This is a genomic window from Roseiconus lacunae (genome assembly GCF_008312935.1).
In the GTDB taxonomy this organism is placed as follows: Bacteria; Planctomycetota; Planctomycetia; order Pirellulales; family Pirellulaceae; genus Stieleria; species Stieleria lacunae.
On record NZ_VSZO01000001.1, the window covers coordinates 87489 to 113812 of the forward strand.

General features: G+C 54.0%; 15 protein-coding genes and 1 tRNA gene. 10 read left to right on the forward strand and 6 right to left on the reverse strand.

What is annotated here, in order from left to right:
- Positions 1-6 precede the first annotated feature (6 nt).
- Positions 7-80: transfer RNA gene (locus FYC48_RS00310), tRNA-Arg, on the reverse strand.
- Between the two features lie 230 nt (positions 81-310).
- Between FYC48_RS00310 and FYC48_RS00315 the strand changes: the two genes are divergently transcribed.
- Positions 311-1402, forward strand: coding sequence for a coiled-coil domain-containing protein (locus FYC48_RS00315; protein ID WP_149494722.1), 1092 nt, complete (start codon positions 311-313; stop codon positions 1400-1402).
- A 60-nt stretch (positions 1403-1462) separates the two neighbouring features.
- Here FYC48_RS00315 and FYC48_RS00320 read toward each other — a convergent pair whose 3' ends face one another.
- Both FYC48_RS00320 and FYC48_RS00325 read right to left on the reverse strand, forming a co-directional pair.
- Positions 1463-4903, reverse strand: coding sequence for a hypothetical protein (locus FYC48_RS00320; protein ID WP_149494723.1), 3441 nt, complete (start codon positions 4901-4903; stop codon positions 1463-1465).
- Positions 4904-5259: 356 nt separating this feature from the next.
- The gene (locus FYC48_RS00325; protein WP_149494724.1) at positions 5260-6504 is read right to left on the reverse strand and encodes a DUF4832 domain-containing protein; all 1245 of its coding nucleotides are present in this window, start codon (positions 6502-6504) and stop codon (positions 5260-5262) included.
- A gap of 310 nt (positions 6505-6814) precedes the next feature.
- On the opposite strand from FYC48_RS00325, the gene FYC48_RS00330 reads away from it, so the two are divergent.
- The 3 genes from FYC48_RS00330 to FYC48_RS00340 all read left to right on the forward strand — a co-directional run bounded on the left by FYC48_RS00330 (position 6815) and on the right by FYC48_RS00340 (position 11899).
- Positions 6815-8272, forward strand: coding sequence for a hypothetical protein (locus FYC48_RS00330; protein WP_149494725.1), 1458 nt, complete (start codon positions 6815-6817; stop codon positions 8270-8272).
- Between the two features lie 220 nt (positions 8273-8492).
- The gene (locus tag FYC48_RS00335; RefSeq protein WP_160149246.1) at positions 8493-10343 is read left to right on the forward strand and encodes a glycerophosphodiester phosphodiesterase family protein; all 1851 of its coding nucleotides are present in this window, start codon (positions 8493-8495) and stop codon (positions 10341-10343) included.
- 323 nt (positions 10344-10666) lie between these two features.
- Positions 10667-11899, forward strand: a complete 1233-nt coding sequence (locus FYC48_RS00340; RefSeq protein ID WP_200836504.1) for an alpha/beta hydrolase family protein — start codon at positions 10667-10669, stop codon at positions 11897-11899.
- A 117-nt stretch (positions 11900-12016) separates the two neighbouring features.
- Here the strand turns inward: FYC48_RS00340 and fae are convergent, their stop codons facing one another.
- Both fae and FYC48_RS00350 read right to left on the reverse strand, forming a co-directional pair.
- Positions 12017-12574, reverse strand: coding sequence for a formaldehyde-activating enzyme (fae, locus tag FYC48_RS00345; protein WP_149494727.1), 558 nt, complete (start codon positions 12572-12574; stop codon positions 12017-12019).
- 308 nt (positions 12575-12882) lie between these two features.
- Positions 12883-13635 carry an AraC family transcriptional regulator gene (locus FYC48_RS00350; protein WP_149494728.1) on the reverse strand — a complete coding sequence of 251 codons (753 nt, stop codon included), beginning with the start codon at positions 13633-13635 and terminating at the stop codon, positions 12883-12885.
- Between the two features lie 288 nt (positions 13636-13923).
- Between FYC48_RS00350 and FYC48_RS00355 the strand changes: the two genes are divergently transcribed.
- The 3 genes from FYC48_RS00355 to FYC48_RS00365 all read left to right on the forward strand — a co-directional run bounded on the left by FYC48_RS00355 (position 13924) and on the right by FYC48_RS00365 (position 20425).
- A complete protein-coding gene (locus FYC48_RS00355) occupies positions 13924-17067 on the forward strand; it encodes a PSD1 and planctomycete cytochrome C domain-containing protein (RefSeq protein ID WP_200836505.1) in 3144 nt (1047 codons plus the stop codon).
- Positions 17068-17074: 7 nt separating this feature from the next.
- The gene (locus FYC48_RS00360) at positions 17075-18505 is read left to right on the forward strand and encodes a DUF1501 domain-containing protein (protein ID WP_149494729.1); all 1431 of its coding nucleotides are present in this window, start codon (positions 17075-17077) and stop codon (positions 18503-18505) included.
- Positions 18506-18853: 348 nt separating this feature from the next.
- Positions 18854-20425 (forward strand): sulfatase family protein, encoded by a 1572-nt coding sequence (locus tag FYC48_RS00365; RefSeq protein ID WP_149494730.1) that lies wholly within the window; start codon positions 18854-18856, stop codon positions 20423-20425.
- A gap of 14 nt (positions 20426-20439) precedes the next feature.
- Here FYC48_RS00365 and FYC48_RS00370 read toward each other — a convergent pair whose 3' ends face one another.
- Positions 20440-21936: a hypothetical protein gene (locus FYC48_RS00370; RefSeq protein ID WP_149494731.1), complete on the reverse strand. Its 1497-nt coding sequence runs from the start codon at positions 21934-21936 to the stop codon at positions 20440-20442.
- Between the two features lie 160 nt (positions 21937-22096).
- Here FYC48_RS00370 and FYC48_RS00375 point away from each other — a divergent pair, with 160 nt between their 5' ends.
- Genes FYC48_RS00375 through FYC48_RS00385 form a run of 3 tightly spaced genes read left to right on the forward strand, consistent with a single transcriptional unit; the run spans position 22097 to position 26133 of the window.
- A complete protein-coding gene (locus FYC48_RS00375) occupies positions 22097-22765 on the forward strand; it encodes a sigma-70 family RNA polymerase sigma factor (RefSeq protein ID WP_149494732.1) in 669 nt (222 codons plus the stop codon).
- Positions 22758-24467 (forward strand): LamG-like jellyroll fold domain-containing protein, encoded by a 1710-nt coding sequence (locus FYC48_RS00380; protein WP_149494733.1) that lies wholly within the window; start codon positions 22758-22760, stop codon positions 24465-24467. The genes FYC48_RS00375 and FYC48_RS00380 overlap by 8 nt, the downstream gene beginning before the upstream one ends.
- Before the next feature lie 49 nt (positions 24468-24516).
- Positions 24517-26133, forward strand: coding sequence for a sulfatase (locus tag FYC48_RS00385; protein WP_149494734.1), 1617 nt, complete (start codon positions 24517-24519; stop codon positions 26131-26133).
- The last annotated feature ends 191 nt before the right edge of the window (positions 26134-26324 follow it).

The window sequence follows — 26324 nt, forward strand, 5'->3', positions numbered from 1 at the left end:
CAAAAATACACCCGGAGGGATTCGAACCCCCAACCCTCGGTTCCGAAGACCGATGCTCTATCCAGTTGAGCTACGGGTGCGGTGCAGGGCGTTGTTTTAACGGCACGATGCTTGCCTGTCTAGCTCCGTCTGATCTTTTCGTGAATGCACTTTGCGTGTCCACTGCCTCTCCTTCCCCCGCCCCACCGGCAGGTACTGCCGCCGCCGATGACCGACTGCATACCAGTGGTATAATCCTGCCATTAATTCCAAGCCAGGCAAAACAGGCGGATTGGGCACCTTCGCCTAGCCGCCTTCGGAGACGGATAAAATGAGCTACCAAGATTGGACCGAGACAGATATTCAGTCCCTCAAAGCACAGGAGGCCAAGGATCTGGCCGTCGAATTGCTCCACGCTCTCGACACCAAAGAGCAAGGTCCCATCTCCCCCGGTGAAGTCCAGATGCTTGAACTGGAGTTTGAACTGAAGCTGCGACAGGCCGAAAAAGAAGATGCCCAACAACAACGCGAACACGAGCGTGAACTTCGCCAGCTGGAACTCGAACTGGAAAAGTACCGAGCACAAACAGCCGAATCTAATTCAGCCGCCGACGCCGTCCGTCAAGAGCTCAAAGACGTCGTCGATCGCATCCGAAGCAGCGAAGAATCGCTCGCCATCAATCTCGAACGCTCCACTCGCGAACATCGCTTGAAACTTGAACGACTGGAACACGAGTTCGGGGAACAACGCGAACAGCTTCAAGGCGAAGTTGAGCAACTGACCGCCCGCCGCGATGAACTGGTCGAACAGATTCAACGGCTGACCGACATCGAAGTCAACGTGGAAGCACTGGCCGAAGTCGAAGCGACGATCGCGTCGAAACAAGCCACCTTCGATCAACAAACTCAGCAACTTGACGATGAAGTCGCGGCGCTGCACTTCCAACGAACCAAACGGGTGAAAGAAGTCGAGCAGACACAAGAACTCGAACTCGCGAGACTTAAACACGAGCACAACAAACATGTCTTGCTGCTCGAACGCGAAACCGCCGACCGCATCCTTGAAGGGTTGGGACTGTCGGCGATCGAACAGGGGCGACTCGACAGCATGCAAGCCGAACTCGATGCGCTGCGTGCGAAGGGCGATCAAGCCGTCGAAGTCGCCGAATCGGAAGCCCGAGAGCGGTTCCGACGTGAGTTCAACATCTCTGGATCCGAGCCCTTTGACGTCACGGCGCTGCAGTATCGTCAGCAAGCGGCAGCTGACCAAGTGACTCGACTGGAACGACGAATCGAGCAACTTGAAACCGAAGTCACCGAGGCTCGCCAACACATCCAAGGCGAACCGCAACGCATCGCAACCGCCGTCGAAGCGGCCCGTACGCCCATCCAGAACATTGTTGAACCGGCGTCGAAGCGTTGATCGTGAACGTCCGCATTCCGATTCGGCGCAAGGTTTTGGTAAACGTTCGAAGCGGAATCGCTATCGGAATAAGCTGACAGAAATCCATTGCGACAGTGCGGTTGAAAATCCGGCGACGGCATAGACTGCAGCCCGGAGCACCGGATTCGTGATGTTGGACTGGAACGCCCCCTTACTGACTGAAGAAATCGCCTTCTCGTAAGTCTTCAAGTCATCCGCATGCTTTTCATCAGCGGCCCTACCGGAAAGCTCTGCCGAAAGAGACATCTTTTTAATGGTCGAAAGAATATCCAAACGCTTCTTTCGAAGATCCGATCGCAAGTAGACTGAAAACACGATGCAAATCCCCAGCACGACTAACAGCAGTGCGAGCATCGCAGTGCTCGCAGCCCAAGCGTCAAAGAGACGAGTTCGAGAGACTCCAAAAATCAGCACGATGATGGAGGCCGACTCCACAGGGCGACTCACAATCTGAGAATGGTTTCCGACCAAATTGACTAACTCCCAGGACGTCCGAACTTGAGCAATCGCTTGATCCCAGAGATCTTTCCGTCCCCTTTCTGACATATCTGATTTCGATTGCATCGAAATGATTTTGTTGCAAGTTTGATGAAGCTCGCCATCGATCTTTTTCAACCACTTGGTCGTTGCCTCCCTTGCGTTTGAAACGGTAAAGCATGCTTGGCAGACAAACGTGATCGTCGTAAACGCCACCAGCAATTGGACTCCCCAAGCGGTCAGCACAGCGATCAATCCTCTCGCGGGAGGAGACAAGTCCACATCCAAAATCCAAGAAGCGATAATGGCGAACGATGAGAGGAGAAAGCTTGTAAAGAACACCTTTCCGTAATTCCCCTTCCCAAGTTGCCGATAGTATTCTTCCATCGACTCTTTAAGTCCTTCGTCATCCGGTTTGTCGTCCGGTGTGTTTTCTGAATTCCGATCCTCACTCTTGGGCTGATGATCGAATGCACTTCCCACCTTCACAGCGACTGCTCTGACTGTCTCTTTCTCATCAGCGATTCGCTGGCGAGTCCAAGGAACCAGGATTGCGGCGACCGCACCACAAAAAGCTAGAATCCAAACGGATGGCCAAATACTAATGCCATTCCCAATCCCGATTGGTTCACCGTTGGTGCTTTGATCACTCAAAATCATCAGGACAAATAGTCCCGCAAGTAACCCCAAGACGCAGAAAACACTGTTCTCCATTCCTGAAAATTTCTTGGGTTTGTATGAACCGCCCGCCCCACGTCTGATGGACACAATCCTATTCCACGTTTCCATCCACTGGCCGATCGTTCTCCCAGACATTTCCAACTTCCTTGCGACGCTGTGGTCAAGTTGGGCAATCAGTGCGGTGAATAGAACACATGCAAACAGAAGCATAAAAAGCCACAACCATGCATCCCAACGATCGGAAAGACGTTCTGCTGCGACGGTTTGAACTGATGTTGTTAGTGGCCCTGCGATAGCGGCGAACTGGCTTTTCGTGGGTGCGAACTGATAAGGTTGAAACCGACCGACTTCGAAGACCACCGGGTGCAACACCGGTTCCATTTCTTCACTACGGCCCCACGGATCAAGCTTGCTACGAATGGAGTGATCGATGTCTTTGGCCCGGACAGGAAACGCTTCGTCGATCACTCGGCTACGCAGTGCTGCCAAACAGGAGAGAAACGTCGAGGTCTGGTAGCCGGTACGAAAACCGGGGACCTGTAACTGCAATCGCGGATTCAGAGAGAGTCCATAGTGCCCCGCGACCAATACATTTTGCAAGCTCGGATCACGACGATAGAGCAGTGAGTTCTCGACATCCGTCGTGAATAGCACAGCCGAAGGAAACAGGTCTCGCACGCACTTTAGAATCTCGATTTTCGATTCGGTACTCGACCCAAAGACTCCGATGGCCAGGTAACGCGAACGATCGTTTTCGATACCGCTGTTCTGCCGAATCAAGTCGATTTCACTGTCGAGCTGACTCTGGATCGAGCGATCACTTAAATCGCTTCGGTCGATGTTGCTTTTCAGATAGCGAACGCAGTGAATTCGATCGGCAGGAAGTCCGAGCTTTTGAAAGGGTTTGACAACGTAGGTTCCATACAGAGTATCACGTTCGGTGATTAGGAGCAGTCGCCCGCGTTCGATCGATGGCCAAGAAAAACGCAATTGTAATTCTCGTTGGATTGCAATCGCGAGATCATGATCGGTGCCGATCATGTGTGCGATACGGAGACCGCAATCATGAAACTGAAAATTACCATTGTTGCGAACCTCGCTCGACAAAGTTCGGTCGTTTTGAAGAATGATCGTCGAGCGATCAATCGTCGAACGAGCCGAAAAGAGCGCGGCAGAATTGTATACCTTCGAAAAGAACTCAGAACGCAAGATGAAACCAAAGTTCTTTTCTCGCTGGATTTCCTCATCAATGGTTTCTTGAAGACCAAAAGGGGTTTTTTCGGATGGATACCGCTCCTCGATTTTCTCAGTGACCAAATTGTTCAGACGGTCCCAGCGGGCATCGTCGCGCAGCATCGCAAACAATCCGTCCGAAGTCGCCGGTCCGATCGCCGCTAGACCGACCTTGCGCTTAATCGGCTCGAACATATCATCGTTGGCGTCACGCGATTGACCAAATTTCAAATGTTTATTTAGTATTCTTCTGGCGATATTCGCTTGATCTGCTGAGTTCTCCGTTTTCCTATCGCTCCCCGGCGGTCGGGAAAAAGTGGAGCCGAATACGGTTTCCACCTCCGTCTGATCTTTCAACGGCAGAAAGACTCCGGTGCAAAGCTGCGCCAACGCACAAAGCGGATCGTTCCCAAGCTGGCTCTGATCGAGATAGAGAACCAATACTTTTTCATAGCCGTTCGTCGTCCTGGCGCCTTGGTCTTCGGTACCCGGCCGATAAGTGTAAAGCTTGAAAGGAACGACGACGTGGTGAAACCTATTCCTACCTGCACCAAGACCGATCTGAAAAGGCAACTGCATGTAGCTAAGGCGATCAGGGTATTGCAGCCGATAACCTTGACTCATCAACGACTGCACGACTGCCTCGCGTGTATTCTTTCTACGCTTGATGGCGTCTTCACCGTTCCCACCGCTCAGCAACACCGGCATCATCAACAACCCGCTACGACGCGGCGAATCAACCGCGTAAACAGGATTGCCTTCGACGATCGACTCGATCCTGGGTCGAGGTGTCAGATCCGCGAGCAGATTCTGGAATCTTTCGGCACGTTTTTCCGCGTCAAGTTCGGGCTTGATTTTCTCGAGCCCCTTCAACGGATCGATCCAGAGTTGGGATCGCTGGCTAACGATCCCATCACCAGAGGGAATCGAATTGGCCTCAATCGCTCCTGACACTTCTTCCGATTTTGTTTCCGGTTCTGGTGCCGGGGAACTTAAAAACGAAAGACGGCCGCCAAATAAAACGGCGACGAGCAGGAGAATTGGAAGGGTCCAGGAAACGCCTTCTTTTGCCGAAGTGTCTTCGCTCATTTTCAAGGCCAAGAGTTTGGTTCACCGACATGCAACTGCCACAGAACCAGCCCGAGATCGTTTCCCCTGTCGCGCCAAGACTCGGAGGACAATGCCCAGTGATGGCTGAGCTCGGAGTCGAGGCGATGCGAGAATCTAGCAACATCGGGTCGCGCGGTTCCGATACATCTTGGTTCGGACTGCGATCATGAACACCGGAAGAACCACCCAGCCCACCAAGGGGTACCAGGATAGTACCGCAGGTATTTTGCTGTCAAAGCAGATTTCGGAAGAAATGAGAACAATCAGCGTGAAGTCGACATGCCGCCAGCTTTCACATCGCAGACCTATAGCCTCGACGGCTTCCGCATCTGAAGCTACTGCCACTGAACTTGAAGATTGGCATCGAACTGGATCGATTGGGTTGGTAGCACGCTATCGCATACGATTGTGATCTGGCGAAGATCGTTTTCGCTGACCCCCGATACCGAGCAAACACAACTCTCGCCGGGCAACAAGCCTTTGAGCGTCTTTGTTGATCGCTTCTTTCCGGCCGCGAAATAGGCATCTCGATAAATGGGAGCGATCCCTTCGTTTGTAACCCTCAAACGCAATTCGTTGCCTTTCACCGCTGCCGCGGTCACACGAAAGCGATAGCCGATTGCTCGACTGGCTGACTTGATCCGTTCGATCGACTGAAAACGCGGTTGATCATTCCCGATGATGTAGCTGAGATGAAACTGTTTCGCGGCGACTTCGAACGGCACACCGTTGGGGCCTTCTTTGGAAAGCGCCTGGCGCTGGTCCTTGTTGTTGTAGTAACTAAACTCGCCTCCGCCGGGTTGCCGTTTCCAGCGATCTGGTCCAAGGATTCTCCAGTTGACCGCATTTTCTTTTGAGTGTGGCTTGCAGAGAAACGAGTCATCAAAAACACCGAAATCGAGAGCTAACAAATCAGCATTGTCTTCCAGCGGTGAGTAGGTTTCATCGGCGGCATCGATACTGATTGACCACGGCAATGTATCGAACTGTGCATCCATATGACGCAGGAAAACCTCTTGGAACGATTTGTCGGGAAACGTCTTGCCTAGCTTTCTCGGGCCGTCGTAAATGTGGTATTCAGCCCAAAGCCCGAATCCCGTTTGCAGGAACGCGATGCGTGGATCACGGTCATACCGATCGGCCAGCTTTCTGTAGAAATCAAGCATAAATTCTTGCAGCGATTTGTTTCCCCAATCGCAAAACCAAGTTTCCTTTCCTTCGCTTTTGCCAACGGTTTCGTGATAATCATTGCGTTGGCGGATCCAACCGGGCACGGTGGTTTTCTTTCCAACGTAGACAAAATTGAAACGCAAGATCGCTTGGTGGTTTCGCGATGCGATCTCGTCCAATACCGATTCAAGAGAAGTCCAGTCATAGCGGCCTTGGGCATCGACAATTTCGTCGTAGCCACAGTAACGGTATTCCAATGAGACCGCCTCCGGATGTCGCTCGGCGATCGGATTATCCGCCCACAAAGCAATCCCCGTCATCGGTTGCACGCCGGTGATTTTTGACTGCAAGGAAATCACGCGAGTTTGTTGGGCAATGGCAGGTGAAATGACACCATGTGCTACCCACATGCAAAGAACAACTGACCAAAGCACAGTTTTCAGAGGAAACGATCTGAATAGACGCCTTTGAAGCGGACTGAATGACATGCTTTTCTCGTAGTCGATGGACACTGATGGCATTGGTTCAAAATTGAAGAATTTCCGGTAGCGGTTATCCAGAAGCTGAACGGCGCCAACTTGTGATCGGGGATCGACGCCAACGCGTTCACCCTGACCGTCTTCGGATAGATATGGATTGTATCACGGCTTTGGACCGGACTCGTTAAACTGGTTTCTATTCTCATGCACGAGTTCGCGGGTATAGGAGACACCTCAACCGATGAATCGAACGATCAAACACGGTGTATTCGACTGGCTTTTTCGCAGCATCGTTTGCCTGGGGTTTTTCGCCCCACCTGCGTTTTCTGACGAACCGTCCTTGCGACCATGGGGCAAGAATCCGTGGTACTGGTCTCTGGGCGGCGAACCGGTTTTGCTTCTCGGTGGTAGCGACGACGACAACCTATTCCAGTGGCCCAAGGAAAAACTGATCCCGCAACTCGATCGGATCGTCGCGGCGGGTGGCAACGTCATCCGCAATACGATGAGTGATCGTCAAGATGGCGGGTTTGAAGTGTATCCGTTTCGTCAACTTGACAATGGCAAGTACGACCTGGAGCAATGGAACCCCGAGTACTGGGGGCGATTTGAGACATTGTTGCGAGAAACCGCTCAACGCAAAATCGTCGTACAGATCGAAGTTTGGGATCGATTCGATCTCACCGACGTCCGCAAGAATGATCCGTATCGCTGGGAGAAAAAGCATCCCTACAACCCGCGCAACAACGTGAACTATACGTTCGAGGAATCAGGGTTTGAAACGCGATATCCCGATCACCCCGGTGCCAACAAGCAACCGTTCTTTTTTACGACACCGCTACAAAAGAACAATCAAACGGTCCTGAAATACCAGGCCAAATTTGTCGACAAGTTGCTTTCGCATTCGCTGAAGTACGATCACGTTTTGTATTGCATCGACAACGAAACCAAAGCCGAAAAGGAATGGGCGGAGCATTGGGCGCGGCAGATTAAAGCGCGTGCGCGAGAGGCCAATCGAACCGTCATGGTCACAGAGATGTGGGATGATTGGGATCTGAAAGCCGAACGACATCGCCGTACGTTTGATCATCCAGAGCTTTATGACTACGTCGATGTATCGCAAAACAACCAGAATCAAGGAGAGAAACACTGGGACAACTTCTTGTTCGTTAGACAATATCTGGCCGACCATCCGCGTCCAATGAATACAACGAAAACGTATGGGGCCGATGGGAACAAGTTTGGACATTCCGACCAAGACGCGATCGAGCGATTTTGGCGACACCTGTTGGCCGGAGCGGCATCGATTCGTTTCCACCGCCCCGACTCAGGATTGGGGATCAACGACAAAGCCTTCGCGTGCATCCGCGCGGCACGTTTGTTGGAAAACGAAGTTCGGGTATGGGATTTGGAACCAGCGAATGAACTGATGAGATTTCGATCGGATAACGAAGCTTACCTCGCCGCTAACAAGGATCGAACCACACTGGTCGTTTACTTTCCCGCCGAGACAAAGCCAAGCCTAGACCGTGACATTGCATTAAATGTGGATCGACCAGCCGGACGGTACCGCCGGATCTGGATTGACATCGATCGAGGAAACCGTCTTGGTGAATTCGACGAGGCCCCCGTATCCTCACGTCTGCATCCCCCAGGCAAAGGCAACATGGTTGCGATCCTGGTTGCTACGCCGGAATAGCAACGGGGCATTTGACGCAGTCTTTCAAAAGTGTCGGGTCAGGTGATTTCGTGGTTGACGCTCAATGATTTTGGACCGGCGGAGAGCGTCTTGTCGCTCACGGTGTGGACAAGAATTTGCCGATCCCTTCAACTGACAATCTCACATTGCATCGAAACGTGTGCCGCTGAAGGCGGCGGCGACGCTCCATCGATCCCAATCGCGACGGGAATAGAAAACATTGGCGAAGGAATTTGGTTCTTGGCGAGAAGCGGTTGAAGACACGTGGAAGATGATTGCGGCGTCGAAACAAAGCTTGGTTGCGACGGATGTGACGTACAAGTTACTGGCTTACATCTTGATCACACCCCTGTTTGTCCTTCTGTTCCGATTGCTGCTGCGGTTATCGGGCAACGAAGTACTTTCGGACCTTGATATCGCCCACTTTTTACTTGGTCCGTTTGGATGGTTCTGCGGCATCGCGATCGCTGCGGTTTGGCTCGCGATCCTCGCGTTTGAGCAAGCATCGCTGATGTGGATTCTTGTTCAACGCCAACGCGGCGAGCGTGCGCATATGCTTGACGCGTTGCGATTCGCGGCGGAACAAGCTCCCGGTGTGCTGCGGGTGACGGTGCGTTTGGTGACACGCCTTGCACTGGTGTTTGCACCATTCCTAGTCGTCGCGGCGCTGACGTATCGATGGCTGCTAACAGACTTTGACATCAACTTTTATCTGACCGCGCGGCCATCTGAATTTTGGACGGCGGTGGCAGTTGGCGGCGCGCTCTCAGTGCTGCTCGTATCTATTCTATTGCGTCTGCTTTCGGGGTGGTTCTTGGCGTTACCCTTAGTGCTTTTCGAACAAACACCTCCTCAGAATGCGCTTGTAGAAAGCCAGCGACTTGTCGATGGCCATCGAAAACACATTGTCATTTCGATCGTCATTTTGGTTGGTATGGTGTTGATCGCAAATTCGATCGCAACCTTTACCATCGGTTTACTTGGGCGACTGCTGATTCCTTCCTCGGTGGGTTCTTTGGCATTCCTTGCGGCGCGAGTCGGATCGATGCTCTTGGCTTCCTTTCTGGTAGGACTGATCGTACAACTGCTGGCGGTGATCGGTGTGACCGGCACGATGCTACAAAGCTACCTCGCGTTATCGGAAAAGGCATCCGATGCGATCGACCATTCAAGTTCACCAGATATGCTTCGTCGATCGTTCCTACGGCACGTGACGAGCCGCCGACTCCTAACCGCAGGTTCGGTTGTCGCGGTGCTGACGACGGTCAGCGGCTATGTCCTGATCACCGCCGTTCGGATGGCTGACGATGTCGAAATCATGGCCCATCGTGGCGCGTCAATCTTAGCGCCGGAAAATACCATGGCCGCTTACAGGCGGGCGATCGACGACGGTGCGGATTGGATTGAAATCGATGTCCAAGAAACGGCTGACGGACGTGTCGTCGTCGTCCACGATAAAGACCTGATGAAGCTGGCCGGTAATCCGATCAAAATCTGGGAATCTTCGTTTGATCAACTTTCATCGATCGACATCGGGAGTCATCTAGACGCGAAGTTTTCTGCCGAACGCGTGGCAACGCTGACCGACGTCCTGCGTCTGTGCAAGGATCAAATTGGCGTGAACATCGAGCTGAAGTACTACGGTCACGACCAACATCTTGAAGAGCGTGTGGTGAGTATCGTTGAAGCCGAAGGGATGGACGATCAAGTGATGGTGATGTCGCTAAAACCGCAGGGCGTCGCTAAAACAAAAGCACTTCGCCCAGATTGGAAATATGGTTTGCTGCTTTCGGTTTATGTTGGCAACCTCAATAAGATCGACACAGACTTTCTTGCCGTGAACGCGGAATTTGCAAGTCGCGCGTTCGTGAAACGGGCACACCGCGCCGGCAAAGAAGTTTATGTTTGGACCGTCGACGATCCCGCCAAGATGTCGATGCTCATGAACCGGAATATCGATGGAATCCTGACCAACCGTCCGGATATCGCTCGCGATGTGATTCGCCAGCGAGCCGAATTGAGCAGTTCCGAACGGCTGTTAGCAGAGATATCGGTTTGGCTGGGGCTTTGACAGGCGACGAACGTTTAACCCCTGTCCAAATCGTTTTACGAATACGTCCGCGAAAGATACGGAGCGGTCCAATAACTTGGTTCTGGGGTGAACCGAATCGCGTTTGCAGCGGTCGAGCGGCGACTATCGAGGCAAGCAAATGCCGGTTCATCGACCACACGCCGATGAGCAAATGGAATGATGCATCGAGCCGCTGTCCCCATGCAAAATATGGTGCCCGCCGCCAGAACCGTCGGCTTGGAAACTAGAATGCGAACCGTGCCTCGGTGAACGCATCGGAAGGCTAAAATCTTTCTACAACCCACGCTAGCGGAACGTGACTCATGAGAACTCTGTTAACTCGAACGGCGATCATTGCTTGTGGAGTATTGTCGATGGCGTTCGGAAATCCGTCGGGATTATCCGCTCAGGAAACGTCATCGGGAAAACAAGGTTTTGATCAAGCCACTGAAAGCGACGTGACACTGTGCCAGAGTTACTGGCAAACAGAGCAAGAGGCACGCGAGCAACTGAAGCGTTTTGCGCGCACCTACGACAATGCCGAGCAATGGCAACGGCGGGCCGATAAAATCCGTACTCAGATCTTACGGGGGATGAGACTGGATCCACTTCCTCGAAGAACGCCGTTAAACGCGACCATCAGTAATAAGCGATCCTACGAAGGTTACACCGTCGAATCGGTGGCGTTTGAATCACGTCCCGGTTTTCTGGTCTACGGCAGCTTGTACCGTCCGATCGATGGACCAGATCTTCAGGCGGGAATTCTTTGCCCTCACGGTCATGCCCGTGGACCACGCGGAGGCCGCTTGCGCCCGGATCATCAACAACGATGCGCAACGCTCGCCAGGATGGGTGCCACTGTTCTGTCGTATGACATGGTCGGATTCGGCGATTCGGAATTCCTGGGCTGGAGCCATGATCATCCCCAAGTCATGGCGTTGCAAACCTGGTCCAGTATCCGAGCGATCGATTTCCTGGAATCACTTGGCAACGTCGATTCAGAACGGTTGGCTGTCACCGGCGCGTCTGGAGGCGGGACTCAGTCGTTTCTCCTAACCGCGATCGATGAACGAATCGATGTTTCAGTCCCGGTCGTGATGGTCTCGGCTCATTTCTTCGGTGGTTGTGATTGCGAAAGTGGAAAACCGATTCACAAGACACCTAGCCTGGAGACCAACAACGTGGAAATTGCAGCTTGCTGCGCACCGCGACCGACACTGCTGGTTTCCGTCGGCGGCGACTGGACGAAGAATACGCCCGACGTCGAGTATCCTTATCTTCGGAAGGTCTACCGTCTGTTTGATAAGGAATCGCTGGTCGAAAACCAACACTTCCCCGATGAAGACCACGGCTACGAACTTCCCAAGCGACAGGCGATGTACCCGTTTCTAGTCAAACATTTGAAACTCGATGCCAAAGGCGTGATCGATCCCACATCCGGTCGCTTTGATGAATCGGCAAACACCATCGAAACAATTGAGACAATGCGAGTCTTTGCCTCTGCAGAACAGTTGCCCAAAGGGGCACTCAAACCAGGTAGCAAGATCACGTTCTGAACGCCCTTAACATTGCAGCACCTGTATGTAAGCAGCACCTGGGTGCCAAAATCAATGCTCCCGCGCGGCCTTCCGCCCGGGAGCGAAGCGAGTGATCAGTGGTGCCCTGAGGGTCGCCTAACCCTGAGCCTTCTTTGCATCGAGGGCGCGCTGATAGTACTTGTGCGTCACCTTGTCTTGATTTTCCAGCAGCCAGTCGATCGAAGGTTCGTTCGACATCGCTTTGCGGATCGCCTGCGCCATAGCCTTGCGATGAATATTGAACAAAGCCTCATGATCGAGGTCTTTTTCTTTTGCGGCGCCGGGATTCAACCAGACGGAGCAGATGATCCCTAAGTCATTCGCCTTTTCCTTCGGGATATCACCGGCTCGGACGGCATCAAGCACACCGTTGGCGATCGCCCCTTGAACGGTTCCCATCAAGATATTCGTGTAATCCGAACTCTTGACGGTCACTTTACTGACCATCAATGTGACAGGACGCACCTGGATATCGGTGTCCATGATCGCGAATACCTTCGAGTGTCCCGCGGATTGATTTCCGGTCAAGGTTGCGATCGCGGTTCCGACGGGGCCGTCGAGCTCACCGATGACGACTTCTGGTTCAGCGGCGGTGAACGGCGGGCCACCGGCAATCAAGCACTCACCGGTTCGCATGATGATTCGTTCGCTCATAACTCGTTTTGTTGAAGACGAATTTGAAAGTGTGGAAAGCCGGTAACATAGCGTACGACGGCAAATCATTCACCGCCCGGTACGCAGTGACTTTCTCGGACGGCAAGAAGTAGTGTCTTGATCGCCCCACAAACCGGCGACCGCTCGAAAGCAATCTCGAGTGCTCCGTTCCAACTCGATTTAGGATTCGCCGCATGGCGTTAGCCACGGTTTCGGTGTAATCACCGCGGCTAACACCCGTCGGCGGATGACCCGAACCCGTATTTTCAAATGGAACGAAGCACTGAAGCGATGCTTCGATCCTTCCCTCATTTGACGAATCGTTTCCGCCAAGCCGCCGGCGTCATCCCGGTGACCTCTCGAAAACGTCGGGTCAAATGGCTCTGATCCGTAAAGCCGACTTCAAACGCGATTTCAGCGAGCGTTCGGGACGTGGTTGCGAGCAGTTGCTGGGCCGCCTGGACGCGAACCGAGCGCAGATAATCAGTCGGGGTCACGCGAAGTAATTGCCGAAAGCGCCGATTGAAATGGGTCGATGAAAGGCCGGCCAGGCCTGCCATCGCTGTCATTGAAATCTGCTCGGCGTAATGTTTCTCGATGTAACGGGCGACCGGCAAAAGTTCTTGCAGGTACTGCATCAACTCCTCTTGCTGTTCGATACGGTACATCGCCCCCGCGATTCCGATCACGCGATGATTCGAATCAAACAACGGAGTCTTGGTGGAAACATACCAGCGAGGAACACTCCGGCGATGCAATACCAGCCAGACTTGACCGGGCACCGGTTTTCGACCCGCCATCACACGGCGGTCTTCGCTAATGTAGGCCTCCGCCATCAGCGGGGGGTGAAAATCGTAATCGGACTTGCCGATCGCGTCCGCTTCTTCTTTCAAACCATGGTTTTCAAGAAAAAGTCGATTCACTTTCACGAACCGGCTTTCGGTGTCCTTCGCGTAAAAATAGGTCTGAGGCAACGCATCAAACAACGCGATCACGGATTCCGCTTGGGGATTGCGTTGGAAAAACGCCGCCTGGAAATCGCCGGGGGTGGATTCTGGCATGGTCAAATCATACCAAAACAAAGCGGGCTTGTTCAAGACGCGCTTTACCGCTGCGGACTAGGATCTGTTGTTTAGCGTTCCATCTAAATCAAACGTTTGGGTTCGGCTTATCAGCCGACGTGTGTTGGCCCCGGTGATGGCACCCGCGGTCACGCCGAAACCGCGTCTGATGCGGCGCGGTTAATCGCAATATCAAGTGTTGCTTCATTCGAAGAGTAGATGGCGCAACGGGATCTGCGGACTTAGTGCAGGATCCGACGAGTTCAACGAAGGCGGCAAGAGAAAACCATGTCAACGATTACCTCCCCATCGACGACAGGCTGGGCGACTCGGCGTATGCCAGTCATCACGCCCATCATGGTCTTGTTCACGGTGATCGCACCCTCGAGCGACACCGCCCTCAAAGCAGATGACATTTCATTTTCACGCGACGTTTTGCCCGTACTTTCCGATCGCTGCTTTCACTGCCATGGGCCCGACGCAACTCATCGGGAAGCTGACTTGCGATTGGATGTCGAAGAGAACGCCAAGGAAGACCTCGGTGGATACGCCGCTGTCACTCCTGGCAATTTGGAAGAGAGCGAGATTTGGCGCCGGATCACATCGAACGACGAAGGCGAAGTGATGCCGCCGAGTGATTCACACCGCAAGCCACTGACCGACCCCGAGCGCGAAGCGATCCGCCGCTGGATAGTTTCGGGTGCAAAATGGGGGAAGCATTGGTCGTTTGAAAAGATCACTCGACCAACGCCTCCATCAACCGACGTTCATCCGGTCGACGCATTTGTTCAAGCGAAACTCGCGAGCGAAGATCTGGAGCTCAACCGTCTTGCCCCGCCGCATACCCAGCTTCGTCGTTTGTCGTTTGACTTGACCGGACTCGCACCAACGCCCGAACAAGTCGATGCCTTTGACGGATCTAAAGAAGCCTTGGGGAAAACGCTCGACGCGATCTTTCAATCACCCAGCTATGCCGAACGAATGGCGATGTGGTGGCTCGATGCCTCCCGATATTCCGACTCCGACGGATACCAGCAAGACGCGACCCGCCAAAACTGGCCTTGGCGTGACTGGGTGATTCGGCAATTTCAAGAGAATAAATCGTTCCGAGAGTTCACGATCGAACAGTTCGCCGGTGACTTGCTGCCCGATGCGACCGAGGAGCAGCAACTCGCGACGTGCTTTCACCGCAATCATATGACCAACGGCGAAGGCGGCCGAGACCCAGAGGAATCGCGTGTCGATTATGTCATCGACCGAGTTAACACGACCGGCACCGTTTGGCTAGGGCTCACCCTTGGCTGCGTCCAGTGCCATTCACACAAGTTCGATCCGATCTCCCATCAAGACTATTATTCGTTCTCGGCTTTCTTCAATAGTATCGACGAAAACGGCAAGGCGGGGATGAATGCCACGCCGTACTTGTCATACACCTCACCGAATGTTGACGCGAGGGTTGAAGAACTATCGCATTTCGTCGACCAGTGCCGCAAACAGAAATCGGCCGAGCTAAAACGAGCGGAAAAGCGGTTCGAACGATGGCTCGCCCAGGCCCGCGAACAAGCGGCAAGCGACTATCGGGTTTGGTGGCCGATCTTCCCGCAGGTAACCAGCAGCGAAGGGACGTTGTTTCAGATCGAAGACGATGGCACGATTCAAACTCACGGTCCGAAACCGAGCCAAGATGATTACCGTGTCGAGGTTCGCATTCCCGCCGGGGTAAAGCAAATCAGTGGAATTCGACTAGAGGTCTTGCCACACGAATCCCATGTCGAGCAGCGGTTCACCCGAAGCGGCAATGGTGAATTCACACTCACCAATGTCTTGGCAATGGTACGTGAAGCCGGCAGCCCGTCCGAGCAACAGCTGGAATTCGCAGGTGCGGTTGCCGATTACCAAGCTGACAAAAAACGAAAGACCGAATGGGACACGCGCTACGCTAATATCCGTGAAACACTTAACGATGACGCCCGCGATGGATGGACGACTGAGGGAGCCGAATCGATCGAACCACACACCGGTGTCTATGAATTGCGCAAACCATGGCAAGTCAGCCAAGGCGATCGATTCATCATCAAACTGCGTCATCGGTCCACTCATGGTGACGCCAACATCGGAAGGTTCCGCATCTCACTGACCGAAGAACGGGGTGAAACGGTGCGACGTACCGATGGCGATTCACCGATCGCAGCATTGCTTCGAAACAACCAGACGGACCTTGACGACAAACTTCGAAAGCGTTTGCTGGACCAATACTTGCTAAGCGATCCGGAGTACCAAGCGGATGCGACCCGTCTTTCGGCGGCTGAGCGGCAGCTTTCACAACTGAAGAAAGAGACCGATCCACGGAAGGTGATGGTGCTCAAAGAGCGTGACAAACCTCGCGAAACACACATTCTTTTGCGCGGTGTCTGGGATGCCAAAGGCGACGTCGTCGAGCGTGCGGTCTTGCCGAGCGTCCTCGAATGGCCTGCCGAGAAAACACAAACGCGTCTTGATCTCGCCCAATGGATCGTCGATCGCGACAACCCGCTGACCGCTCGTGTGATTGTCAATCAAGTTTGGCAACTACTGTTTGGGCAAGGTCTTGTTCGGACGCCAGAAGATTTTGGATTGCAAGGCGAACTGCCCACCCATCCCAAATTGCTCGACTGGTTGGCCATCGAATTCATCGAAAACGATTGGGACATCCAACACATCATTCGTGTCATCGTGACAAGCAAGACTTATCGTCAAAGCAGTGTCACGACCGAAAAGTTACTCAGCCTTGATCCGGAGAACCGTTTGTTGGCCCGATCCCCTCGATTCCGATTACCGGCATGGATGATCCGCGATAACGCGTTACAGGTTTCAGGGCTCATCAACTCGGCCGTCGGTGGGCCGCCGGTCAAGCCGTACCAACCGGAAGGTGTTTGGGCGGAAATCACGATGGGACGATTCGATTATCAGCCCAGCCTGGGACCGGCACAGTACCGCCGGACCATCTATGCCTTTTGGCGTCGCAGCAGTGCACCGACGTTTCTGTTCGACAGTGCCCAGCGCCGGGTTTGCGAGGTCGGTGTGCGTCGTACCAATACGCCACTTCATGCCCTTACCCTGATGAACGATCAAACAATGTTAGAAGCATCGCGCGCGCTTGCGGACTTGGCGATGAACATCGGCACTGAGCCCAATGAATGGTCGGACATGCAACTACAAATGATTTCGCATCGCGTTTTATCGCGAGAGCTGACTTCGGATGAACTGGACGAACTGAAACGTGTTTGGTCATCGGTCATGGAGGTCTATCAAAACGAAACCGCATCGGCACTCGAATTTTGTTGTGTCGGTCAACAAGAAATCCCCGCCGCGTCGCTCGCTGCACCAACGGCAGCATGGATGACGATCGCAAACTTGATCTTAAATTTGGATGAGGCCATCACGCGTGAATAATTACCCAATGGACGAATCCACACGACAACGAATCGGTCGACGATGTTTCTTGGGGCAAACTGGGTTCAACTTCGGTGCCTTAGCGGTCAGTGCGATGCTGGGCGACGAACTTGCCGCATCGGAACTGCAAGATGCTCTACCGCACTTTGCCCCGCAGGCGAAGCGAGTGATTTTTCTGACCCAATCCGGTGGCCCATCTCAAATCGAACTTTTTGACTACAAGCCAAATCTCGAAAAGCTGGCCGGAACAGAACTCCCCGAAAGCGTTCGGCAAGGCCAGCGTTTGACCGGCATGACGAAAGGTAAACCGCAGCTGGTCCTTCCGTCGATTGCAAAGTTCAATCCGCACGGTCAGTCTGGAACACTGGTCGGTGAATGGTTGCCACACATCGGCTCGATCGCCGATGACCTGTGTTTTGTCAAATCGATGGTCACCGACCAGATTAACCATGCCCCGGCGATGACGAAGTTCCTGACCGGACACCAACTTCCCGGTCGACCGAGTTTTGGATGTTGGGCGAGCTATGGACTCGGTTCCGTCAATAAAAACTTACCTGACTATGTTGTCTTGATTTCGCGGATGAAACGGGGAAGTGACCAGCCTCTGTATAACCATTACTGGGGCAGCGGTTTCTTGCCATCAAAGCATCAAGGGGTCAAACTGCGCAGCGCAAAAGATCCGGTGTTGTACCTCAACGACCCGGAAGGGTTCCCGCGAGAACTGCGCCGAGAAATGCTCGACGGACTGGCTTCATTGAACCGCCAGCATCATGCGACGACTCTTGATCCGGAAATTGAAACTCGGATCCAGCAGTACGAAATGGCGTTCCGAATGCAATCGAGCGTTCCCGAGTTAACGGACCTTAGCGACGAACCCGAATCGACGTTTGAGTTGTATGGTCCCGACTCTCGGCGTCCCGGCAGTTATGCCGCCAACTGTATTCTCGCCCGGCGTTTGGCCGAACGTGATGTACGGTTCATCCAACTGTTTCACCCCGATTGGGATCATCACTCACGATTGAGTTCATGGTGCGTTTCCCGCTGTATTGATACCGATCAACCGAGTGCGGCATTGATCAAGGACTTAAAGCGCTGCGGACTGTTGAGTGACACGCTTGTCATTTGGGGCGGCGAATTTGGACGCGGCGTGGCGGGCCAAGGTCAATGGGATTCCCCACTGGCCGGACGCGATCACCATCCACGTTGCTTCACCGTTTGGATGGCTGGGGCAGGCATCAAACCGGGATTTAGCTACGGGGCAACGGATGATTTCAGTTACAACGTTGCCGAAAACCCCGTTCATGTGCGTGACCTTCATGCGACCGCATTGCATCAACTGGGCATCGACCATGAACGACTGACCTATCGTTATCAGGGACTGGATTTCAAGCTGACCGGGGTCGAGTCTTCGAAAGTCGTGCGGGACATTTTGGTGTGAGGCAATCGGCAGAAGCGATGTTCGAAATCGCGAGCAAACTTGAAACCGGTGCAGGCCGAATTTTGATTTAAGATTGACCGATGCGGAACCAAGTTTGCTGTCTTGCCCCGACGCTAGCGAGTTCGGCTTTTCCGGCCTGGTTCGTCGGAGCATTAGCGGAATGTCGTTCGCCGCGGTTGTGCCGCGATCAGTGCGGCTGAACTCCGACGACCGATCGATCAGGCCCGAATTTTTTGTTGCCACGAAGCATGGGGCAGAGACCGATCTATAATCGCGTCTTTCCAACCTACCGCCCCCCCTTCACTTTCCGATGCCCGCGTTGGGCTGACGAATGGAATGCAAACATCCATGCCCCGCAACTTTCTTGACGCTTTGAAAATCGCGTGTCTGTTTCTCATCGGTGCGTCTCTTTCGCTCGCCATTGAATCGAGCGTTCACGCCGACGAACGGCCGAATATTCTTTGGATTACGATCGAAGATTGGAGTCCCGACCTTTCCTGCTATGGCACCAAGGGAATTTATACCCCACACGTTGATCAGCTCGCATCCGAAGGCGTTCGCTACGAACGTGCGTTCACGACGTCACCGGTTTGTTCGACATCTCGCTCGGCGATGATGACCGGTTTTCATCAGAATTATCTTGGTGCCCATCAGCACCGCACCGAAACCAAAAAGCCATTGCCGCATGGGATTCGGCCGATCCCACATCTGCTCGCCGACGCCGGTTATTACACGTGCTTGATGAGCCGAAAGGTCGATTGCAACTTTTTGCCTGACACCAAGCAAGCGTTATTCGACGGAGTTGACTGGAAGGATCGTGCCGACGGCCAACCGTTCTTTGCACGGATTACTTTGGAAGGCACACACCGACCTTGGAAACGCGACCCCGAACGCCCGATCGCGATCGACGATGTTGAATTACCACCGTACTATCCGGACACACCGTTCATTCGGCGTGATTGGGCGAATGGCTTGGAGCAAATGCAACTGGTCGATCGGGAAGTCGGAACGCTTCTTAAGCGTCTTGACGACGAAGGGCTGGCCGACGACACACTTGTGATTTTCATCGGTGATCACGGCCGCTGTCACATTCGCGGCAAGCAGTTTCTTTATGACGAGGGAACTCGAATTCCAATGATCCTCCGCTGGCCCGGTAAACTACCGGCCGGTCAGTCCAACGGTGACTTGGTGATGGCCATCGACCTGTGTGCGACGGTATTGGACGTTGCCAAGGTGACCGCGCCGATTCCACTTCACGGTGCGAGCTTGCTGGGAAAAGGCACGTCCGACCGCAAGTACACGTTTGCGGCACGAGACAAAATGGGAGAAACACACGACGCGATGCGAAGTATTCGCTCGAAAGATTACAAGTTAATTTTGAACCTGATGCCAGAACGAGCTTACTGCCAGTACAGTTCCTATAAAGAAGGATCGTATCCACCGCTAGCAGAACTGAACGTACTGAACCTGCAAGGCAAATTGACGCCGGAGCAAGCGGCGTTTTTAGCACCGCAAAAACCGCCGGTCGAATTGTTCGATTTGCGAAACGACCCGCATGAAATTCACAACGTTGCCGGCGATCCCGCTTATGCGAATATTCAGTCAGAACTGCTTACCGAACTGAATCGATGGCGAAGCGAAGTCATCAACGACCAAGGGGTTTCGGCAGACTTTCGTGCGATCGATGTCTTTCCGCCAACGCGTCCCTCAGCGACGGTTGGCGAGTGGGTGTTGGCAAACGCAACGGACTACGACTTCAAACTCAACGGCATGCCACCTTGGTATCCCACGCGATCACTTGAACAGTGGAAAAAGGCTCGTGAAATATGGGAGCCGTGGGTTTTCCGAGATCCCGGCAGCAAACAAAAGCGACCGGTAATCCCACATACGCGCAAGCCCAAAGTCAGCCCGAAAAAGTAAACGGGCGAGCGTCGCTACGATTGCTGCAACACCCGTTTGGCGAGTGCCGTTGTGGGCGCTTTGTCACCGTGAAGCAGATACGAACAGCCGGCGAGGTAACGTGAACGCCAAGCCGGATCGATCGCGTGGTAGTCTTCGAGTGCCGCGGAGCTAAACTTATAGTCGTGTGCATCGTTGCCTTTAAGGAACACCATCTCACGGGCGCGACGAATGAGATCAACCGCCTGGTTCCCGTTCTGGGTAAATGCGAGCACGGATTCGGCGGCCGTGTCGGAGTCGCTTCCAATTTGTGCGAACAAATCTTCGAGACTGGGCGCCGTTGCTGTGGTCGGTTCAAGTTCCAGCAGATCGATGTCACGCAGCTTATTCCGTGATTCGGCTGAGTTCCGGAAGTGAGGAATGAAGGCGGCATTCTGCAGCAGCAGCCACTGCCGAGTACGATCATCTTGGACGCTGCGATAGAGGTACCGCATCGCGTTGGAGGTCGTGACCGCATGGAGCGGAACGATCGCCGGTTGACGCGAAACCATCTCGGCGGCGGCGAGCATCACTCCGTCGTAAACGCTATCGGGATGAGTCCCCGATTGCACTAACTCGACGACCAACTCGGCGGCCTGTTCTGGGCTGGCCGTGCGGAGAGCTTTTGCGACGGTCGCCGATTCGACCTGTTTTCGCTTGGTGGAATACCAATGACCGCTGAGTTGATCCAAGCGTTTCCAGTTGCTGCGTCCGACACGATCGGCATCCAAATCGGAGGTGGCTGGGTTGGGGTCGCCGGTATGATTCAGGATCGCATAACACAGCGATCGAACCACCGGTTCGGCGTGCTGCCATCCGATCACGCCCAGCGTCCGATAGGCGTTGGCGAGGTAGATCGATTTGTGACCGATACTGCGATAGTCGCGGGCGGCATGCTTCGCCAATAAATTCAGGATCTGGCCTGCAGTGGCGGTTCTGGCCGCGACCGTGGCTGCCGCATCGGCCGCTTCGACATCCCAACCGGCGAGGGCTTGATCGAGGGCGTGCAGCGCTTTTTCAGGTTCGGGCAGGTCACCGGTCGGCGGCGGGGCCATCGTCCAATCGCCTTCACTTACGTCCGACTGTTGGGCTCGCTTAAAATAATCCACACTCCATAACAGCGGCGTCCAGCGATGTTCATCGGCGGCCGCCAGTGATGCTTGGTGTGCCGAATAAACCACCAGCACGCTGTGGAACTTGAAACCGACCGAAGGCCGAGGCTGGACGTTGCGGATCCCTGCGAGCAACAACGCCGCCAGTAAGTCCTGATAGCTGCGACCTTGATGAATCTCGGCGAACACACGATCGACAATTTGCTTTCGCGGCGTCGTCTCAAGCAACTGAACCAGCGGCTCGATTCCGGATCCAAATTGCACGCGGTCGGGGCCTACCGTCAAATCTTCCGCGGACAATGCCGGCAGGCACGAGAGTCCGGTCAAGCCACCTGCGGCTGCGGTAATTGAGCGGCGAACGAATTGTCTTCGATCTTGCATGACTGACCCCGTGTGAGATGAACTTCAAAGCGAAATCGGCGTTTTTCCCGATCACTGATTATACGGGAACGCCCATTTCAAAAAAACTTTTCGGTCAAAGCGGTAAATCTTGGATTTGCCGGAATCTCTATTCACTCTCCCCCAAGCTCACGTTCACCGCATGACAAATCCCGCTCAAAACGATGACCATTCGCCGCGTCCGGCAAGCGATTCGCCTGCGGAAATCACGTCTGAATGTCAACCGGAACGACATTCGAGGGCAGCGGAACGCGAAGTCCAATACGACCGATTCGTGGCATTGTTGGCACGGCACGACCTCGCTATCCGTCGTTTCGTTCGCTACTTGATGCCTTCGACCGATGGCGTTGACGACGTGATCCAAGAAACGGCGTTGGAGTGTTGGAGGAAGTTCGATGACTTCCTGTCCGGCCGAGAGCAAGCCAACGGAGTCGACGATTCAGCGAATGACGAATTTGTTCGCTGGGCATGTGTGATCGCCCGTTACAAAGCGATGAGTTGGCAACGCAATCGATCGCGAGATCGACTCGTGTTTCGCGAATCGGTGATCGAACATCTGGCCGGTTCGGCGGTCGAATTGATCGAACAAAGCGAACATCGACGGCAAGCGATCGAGACGTGCCTAGATCAGCTATCGGTCAACCACCGCCGCTTGGTTTTAAGCGTCCACATGCCCGGCGAATCCGTCGCGCAGATCGCCAAGGAATCCGGCGTGAAGCCCCGTCAGCTTTACAGCAAGGTGAACATGCTGCGATCCGCATTGCTGCGATGTGTCGAACGCCAACTGACGGGGGAACTCGGCAATGGATAAGCGCTTCGAAAAATTGATCTTTCAAGCCATCGATCAAACGATCTCTCCCGCCGATTTTCAGCGTCTGCAAGACGCGATCGAGTCGGACGCTGAAGTACGACAGGCTTACCTGAAATCGTTGACGCTTTGTGAGCAACTTGGTGAGATCGCTCAGGACACGTCCGTGCCGGATTCGACATCGGTCCTAACAACGATTGTCACCGATGCGACCGCTACCGACCGCCGGTTTGACTGGAGACTTCTCGGCCTTGCGGCGACATTGTTGATCGCGGTCAGCGTGGGTGCTTACCGACTGGGACGCCAGGACAACAGACTTCGACTCGGCTCACGGTTGACTGAGTCCTTGAGCGAAGAGATGCCACCGCTTTCATCGGCTGAAACACAGATCGCCGGACACGCGACGCTTCGTCGAGGCGTCGCGCTCAAGTGGCCTTCCGGGGCGACACGGCACCGCGAGGGCGATGTCCTGCCCAATGGGTTGTTGGCATTTGAAGAAGGAACTGCCGAAATCGATTTTTTCTGTGGGGCGACATTGATCGTTGAAGGCCCAGCGTCATTTGACATCGAATCGGACTGGTCCGTCGCGGTCACCCAAGGGCGTCTGAGGGCGAACGTTCCACCCGTCGCACGTGGCTTTGTCGTCCGTGCGGCAGATTCGGAGATCATTGACTTGGGCACCGAGTTTGTTCTCGAAGTTGACTCGCAAAACGTACGCGTGGATGTGATTGACGGTGAAGTGGAATTACGTGGCGGTGCGCACGACGGGCAGCACTTGCTTACCGGTGAAGGTGTCTCCTTAAAAGGCGATGCGGCCGCGATGCCATCGCCCGCATCGATCAGCACCGTTTCTGATCTTCAGCAACAGCGACGAATCGCGGATGAGCGATCGTTTGAACGCTGGAAAACGTTTGCCAACCAGTTAAGTCTGGACAGGCGTCTGATCGCTTATTTCCCGATCGCGAGTGGCTTGCAGGATGGCTTGCAGAGTGGCTTGCTGGGACGTGTCGTTCCAGACGTTGCCGCGTCTGGGCAACAATCGAATGGGCGAATCGTTGGCCCGGTTACGTCAGCGGACGGCCGTTTCGGTGACGGATCGTACGGATTGGAATTCGATCGCACCGGTGCGCGAGTCAGAACACGCATCGACGGGACATTTCGTGCCTTCACGTTTGCCTGCTGGGCCAAGATTGACAGCCTCAAGCATCGCTACAACGCACTGTTCATGTCGGACGGCTATGAAAACGGAGAGCTGCACTGGCAAATTCGCGATGACGGCCGATTGATGTTTTCGGTGATGGTCGACGATACCCAAAAGACGCAACACTTCAGTCCGCAAGACAACAAAATGGTGACTCAAGCAGGTCTCCACCGCGTCTACTACAGCGACACATTCTGGGATTTGTCTCAGAGCGGACAGTGGTTCCATTTGGCCGCCGTCTATGACCCGGCCAATCGGAAAGTCATCCAGTACGTCAACGGTACACCGATCGCTTCGGAAACCATCGCCGAGAAGTTTTATGTGGACGAGCTTCACATCGGTGCCGCAGAAATCGGCAACTGGGGGCAACCGTTCCGAAAAACACCTTGGTTTGCCGTTCGAAACTTCAACGGCGCGATCGACGAAATGGCCATCTTCGACGCCGCGCTCTCCGGCGAAGAGCTTCGGCAAATCTATGAGTCCGGTAAGCCGGTCGGATATTAAGAACGCCCCCCGCGGTGAAGGCCGCATCGTCATGTTTTGGAGCAAGTGAATGAATCGATTGTTTACGGCAGCGTTCGTTTTCCTAGGCAATTTTTTGCCGTGGAGTGTCGGCGTTGTTTCCGCAGCGGATCGACCGAACGTGTTGTTCATCGCCGTTGATGACCTTCGTCCGGAACTCGGCTGCTACGGTTCAGAGATCGCTATCACGCCCCACTTGGACGCCTTGGCGTCCGACGGGCTGTTGTTCGATCGAGCGTATTGTCAACAAGCGATTTGTCGGCCTTCGCGAGCCAGCTTGATGACGGGGACGAGACCCGAAACGACCGGACTGTTCCACAACTATGTTTCGTTGCGTGAATTGCAGCCTGATATTTTGACGATGCCGGAACACTTCGTCGCGGAGGGATATGAAACGGCCTATGTCGGAAAGATTTTCCATCACGGTGACACCGACGATGACCGGTCGTGGAGCCGCAAATCAGCCAATTGGTTGAAAGACATCGAACGCCCCAAAGGCCCCTATCGACTTCCCGAAAACGTCAAGCTTCGCCAAGAGAACTTCAATGCGATGTTTGCCAAATACGGTGAAGCAGCTCGCCGAGGCTTGGCCAGCGGGCCAGCCTATGAGAGTGCCGATGTCCCCGATCATGCCTACGTCGACGGTTACAACACCCGACTTGCGATTAAAACGATGCAACAATTGGCGGACGGCGAGAAACCGTTTTTCCTTGGCATGGGCTATCACCTGCCGCACCTCAATTGGTGTGCACCGAAAAAGTACTGGGATTTGTACGACCCGGCAGAAATCCCGTTGTCCGATCAAGTTGATGCGCCGCAGGGTGGAGCGGCGATGGGATTGCATGCTTCGTTTGAACTGCGAACTCGCTCGGGAATCCCCAAATCAGGACCGATCGATCGAACACTTTCGCGAACCCTTAAGCACGCTTACTTGGCCAGCACCAGCTACGTCGATGCGCAAATCGGCCTATTACTCGATTCGCTCGAACAATCCGGCCTACGTCAAAACACCATCATCGTCGTGTGGGGAGACCACGGGTGGCATCTCGGCGACATGGGCGTCTGGGGCAAAGCGACAAACTACGAGATCGCGACACGGGTTCCGCTGATGATCTGGACTCCCGAAATGGAAGTCCGAGGTGAAACGACGAAAGCACTCGTAGAATTGGTCGACTTGTTCCCAACGCTTTGTGAGTTGGTGGGCATTCCCAAACCAGGCCATCTGGAAGGCCATAGCTTTGCACCGTTGTTGTCGGATCCCCACCGCGAATGGAAGAAAGCCGCCTTCAGTCAGTACCCCAATCCGGCACTGCGTGAATGGGCCGCAAACCCGTTGTCGCAAGGCATGCGTGAAACTTGGTTCGGGCCGTTAATCGAGCAAGTGGAACAGCGAATCATCGAGCAACAAGGTGATCGCTGGGATCGTGACTTATTCGAACAACATCTGATGGGCTACACGATGAGAACCGACCGCTATCGATTGGTGGTTTGGCGTGATCATCGCGATCGAGAAGCCAAGCCAGTGTTTATCGAGCTATTCGATCATCACGATGATCCTCAGGAAACAAATAACATCGCCAAGCGGCAACCAGACCTTGTGCAAACGCTTCTGCGTCAACTGGAATCCGGCTATGCGGCGTCACTTTAGCAACACTTGACTGCTCTCAGTTCTAATGCTTTGTCTAGCCCCAATCCTCGGATTCGGCTCATCAGCCGACGGGCGTTGGCCCCGGCTATTGCACCGAAATCGTGACTAACGCCATGCGGCGAATCCTAATTTCAAAGGTTGACGAAGCACTCGATTGTTCCCCAGCAAAAATGTTCCCCAACGAAATTGAT

Bases quoted from the DNA above. Each gene is read 5' to 3' on its own strand.
- FYC48_RS00375 (WP_149494732.1), top strand. From the start codon at position 22,097: ATGACAAATCCCGCTCAAAACGATGACCATTCGCCGCGTCCGGCAAGC.
- FYC48_RS00340 (WP_200836504.1), top strand. From the start codon at position 10,667: ATGAGAACTCTGTTAACTCGAACGGCGATCATTGCTTGTGGAGTATTG.
- FYC48_RS00380 (WP_149494733.1), top strand. From the start codon at position 22,758: ATGGATAAGCGCTTCGAAAAATTGATCTTTCAAGCCATCGATCAAACG.
- FYC48_RS00385 (WP_149494734.1), top strand. From the start codon at position 24,517: ATGAATCGATTGTTTACGGCAGCGTTCGTTTTCCTAGGCAATTTTTTG.
- FYC48_RS00370 (WP_149494731.1), bottom strand. From the start codon at position 21,936: ATGCAAGATCGAAGACAATTCGTTCGCCGCTCAATTACCGCAGCCGCA.
- fae (WP_149494727.1), bottom strand. From the start codon at position 12,574: ATGAGCGAACGAATCATCATGCGAACCGGTGAGTGCTTGATTGCCGGT.
- FYC48_RS00315 (WP_149494722.1), top strand. From the start codon at position 311: ATGAGCTACCAAGATTGGACCGAGACAGATATTCAGTCCCTCAAAGCA.
- FYC48_RS00325 (WP_149494724.1), bottom strand. From the start codon at position 6,504: ATGTGGGTAGCACATGGTGTCATTTCACCTGCCATTGCCCAACAAACT.
- FYC48_RS00350 (WP_149494728.1), bottom strand. From the start codon at position 13,635: ATGCCAGAATCCACCCCCGGCGATTTCCAGGCGGCGTTTTTCCAACGC.
- FYC48_RS00355 (WP_200836505.1), top strand. From the start codon at position 13,924: ATGTCAACGATTACCTCCCCATCGACGACAGGCTGGGCGACTCGGCGT.
- FYC48_RS00320 (WP_149494723.1), bottom strand. From the start codon at position 4,903: ATGAGCGAAGACACTTCGGCAAAAGAAGGCGTTTCCTGGACCCTTCCA.
- FYC48_RS00360 (WP_149494729.1), top strand. From the start codon at position 17,075: ATGGACGAATCCACACGACAACGAATCGGTCGACGATGTTTCTTGGGG.
- FYC48_RS00365 (WP_149494730.1), top strand. From the start codon at position 18,854: ATGCCCCGCAACTTTCTTGACGCTTTGAAAATCGCGTGTCTGTTTCTC.
- FYC48_RS00330 (WP_149494725.1), top strand. From the start codon at position 6,815: ATGAATCGAACGATCAAACACGGTGTATTCGACTGGCTTTTTCGCAGC.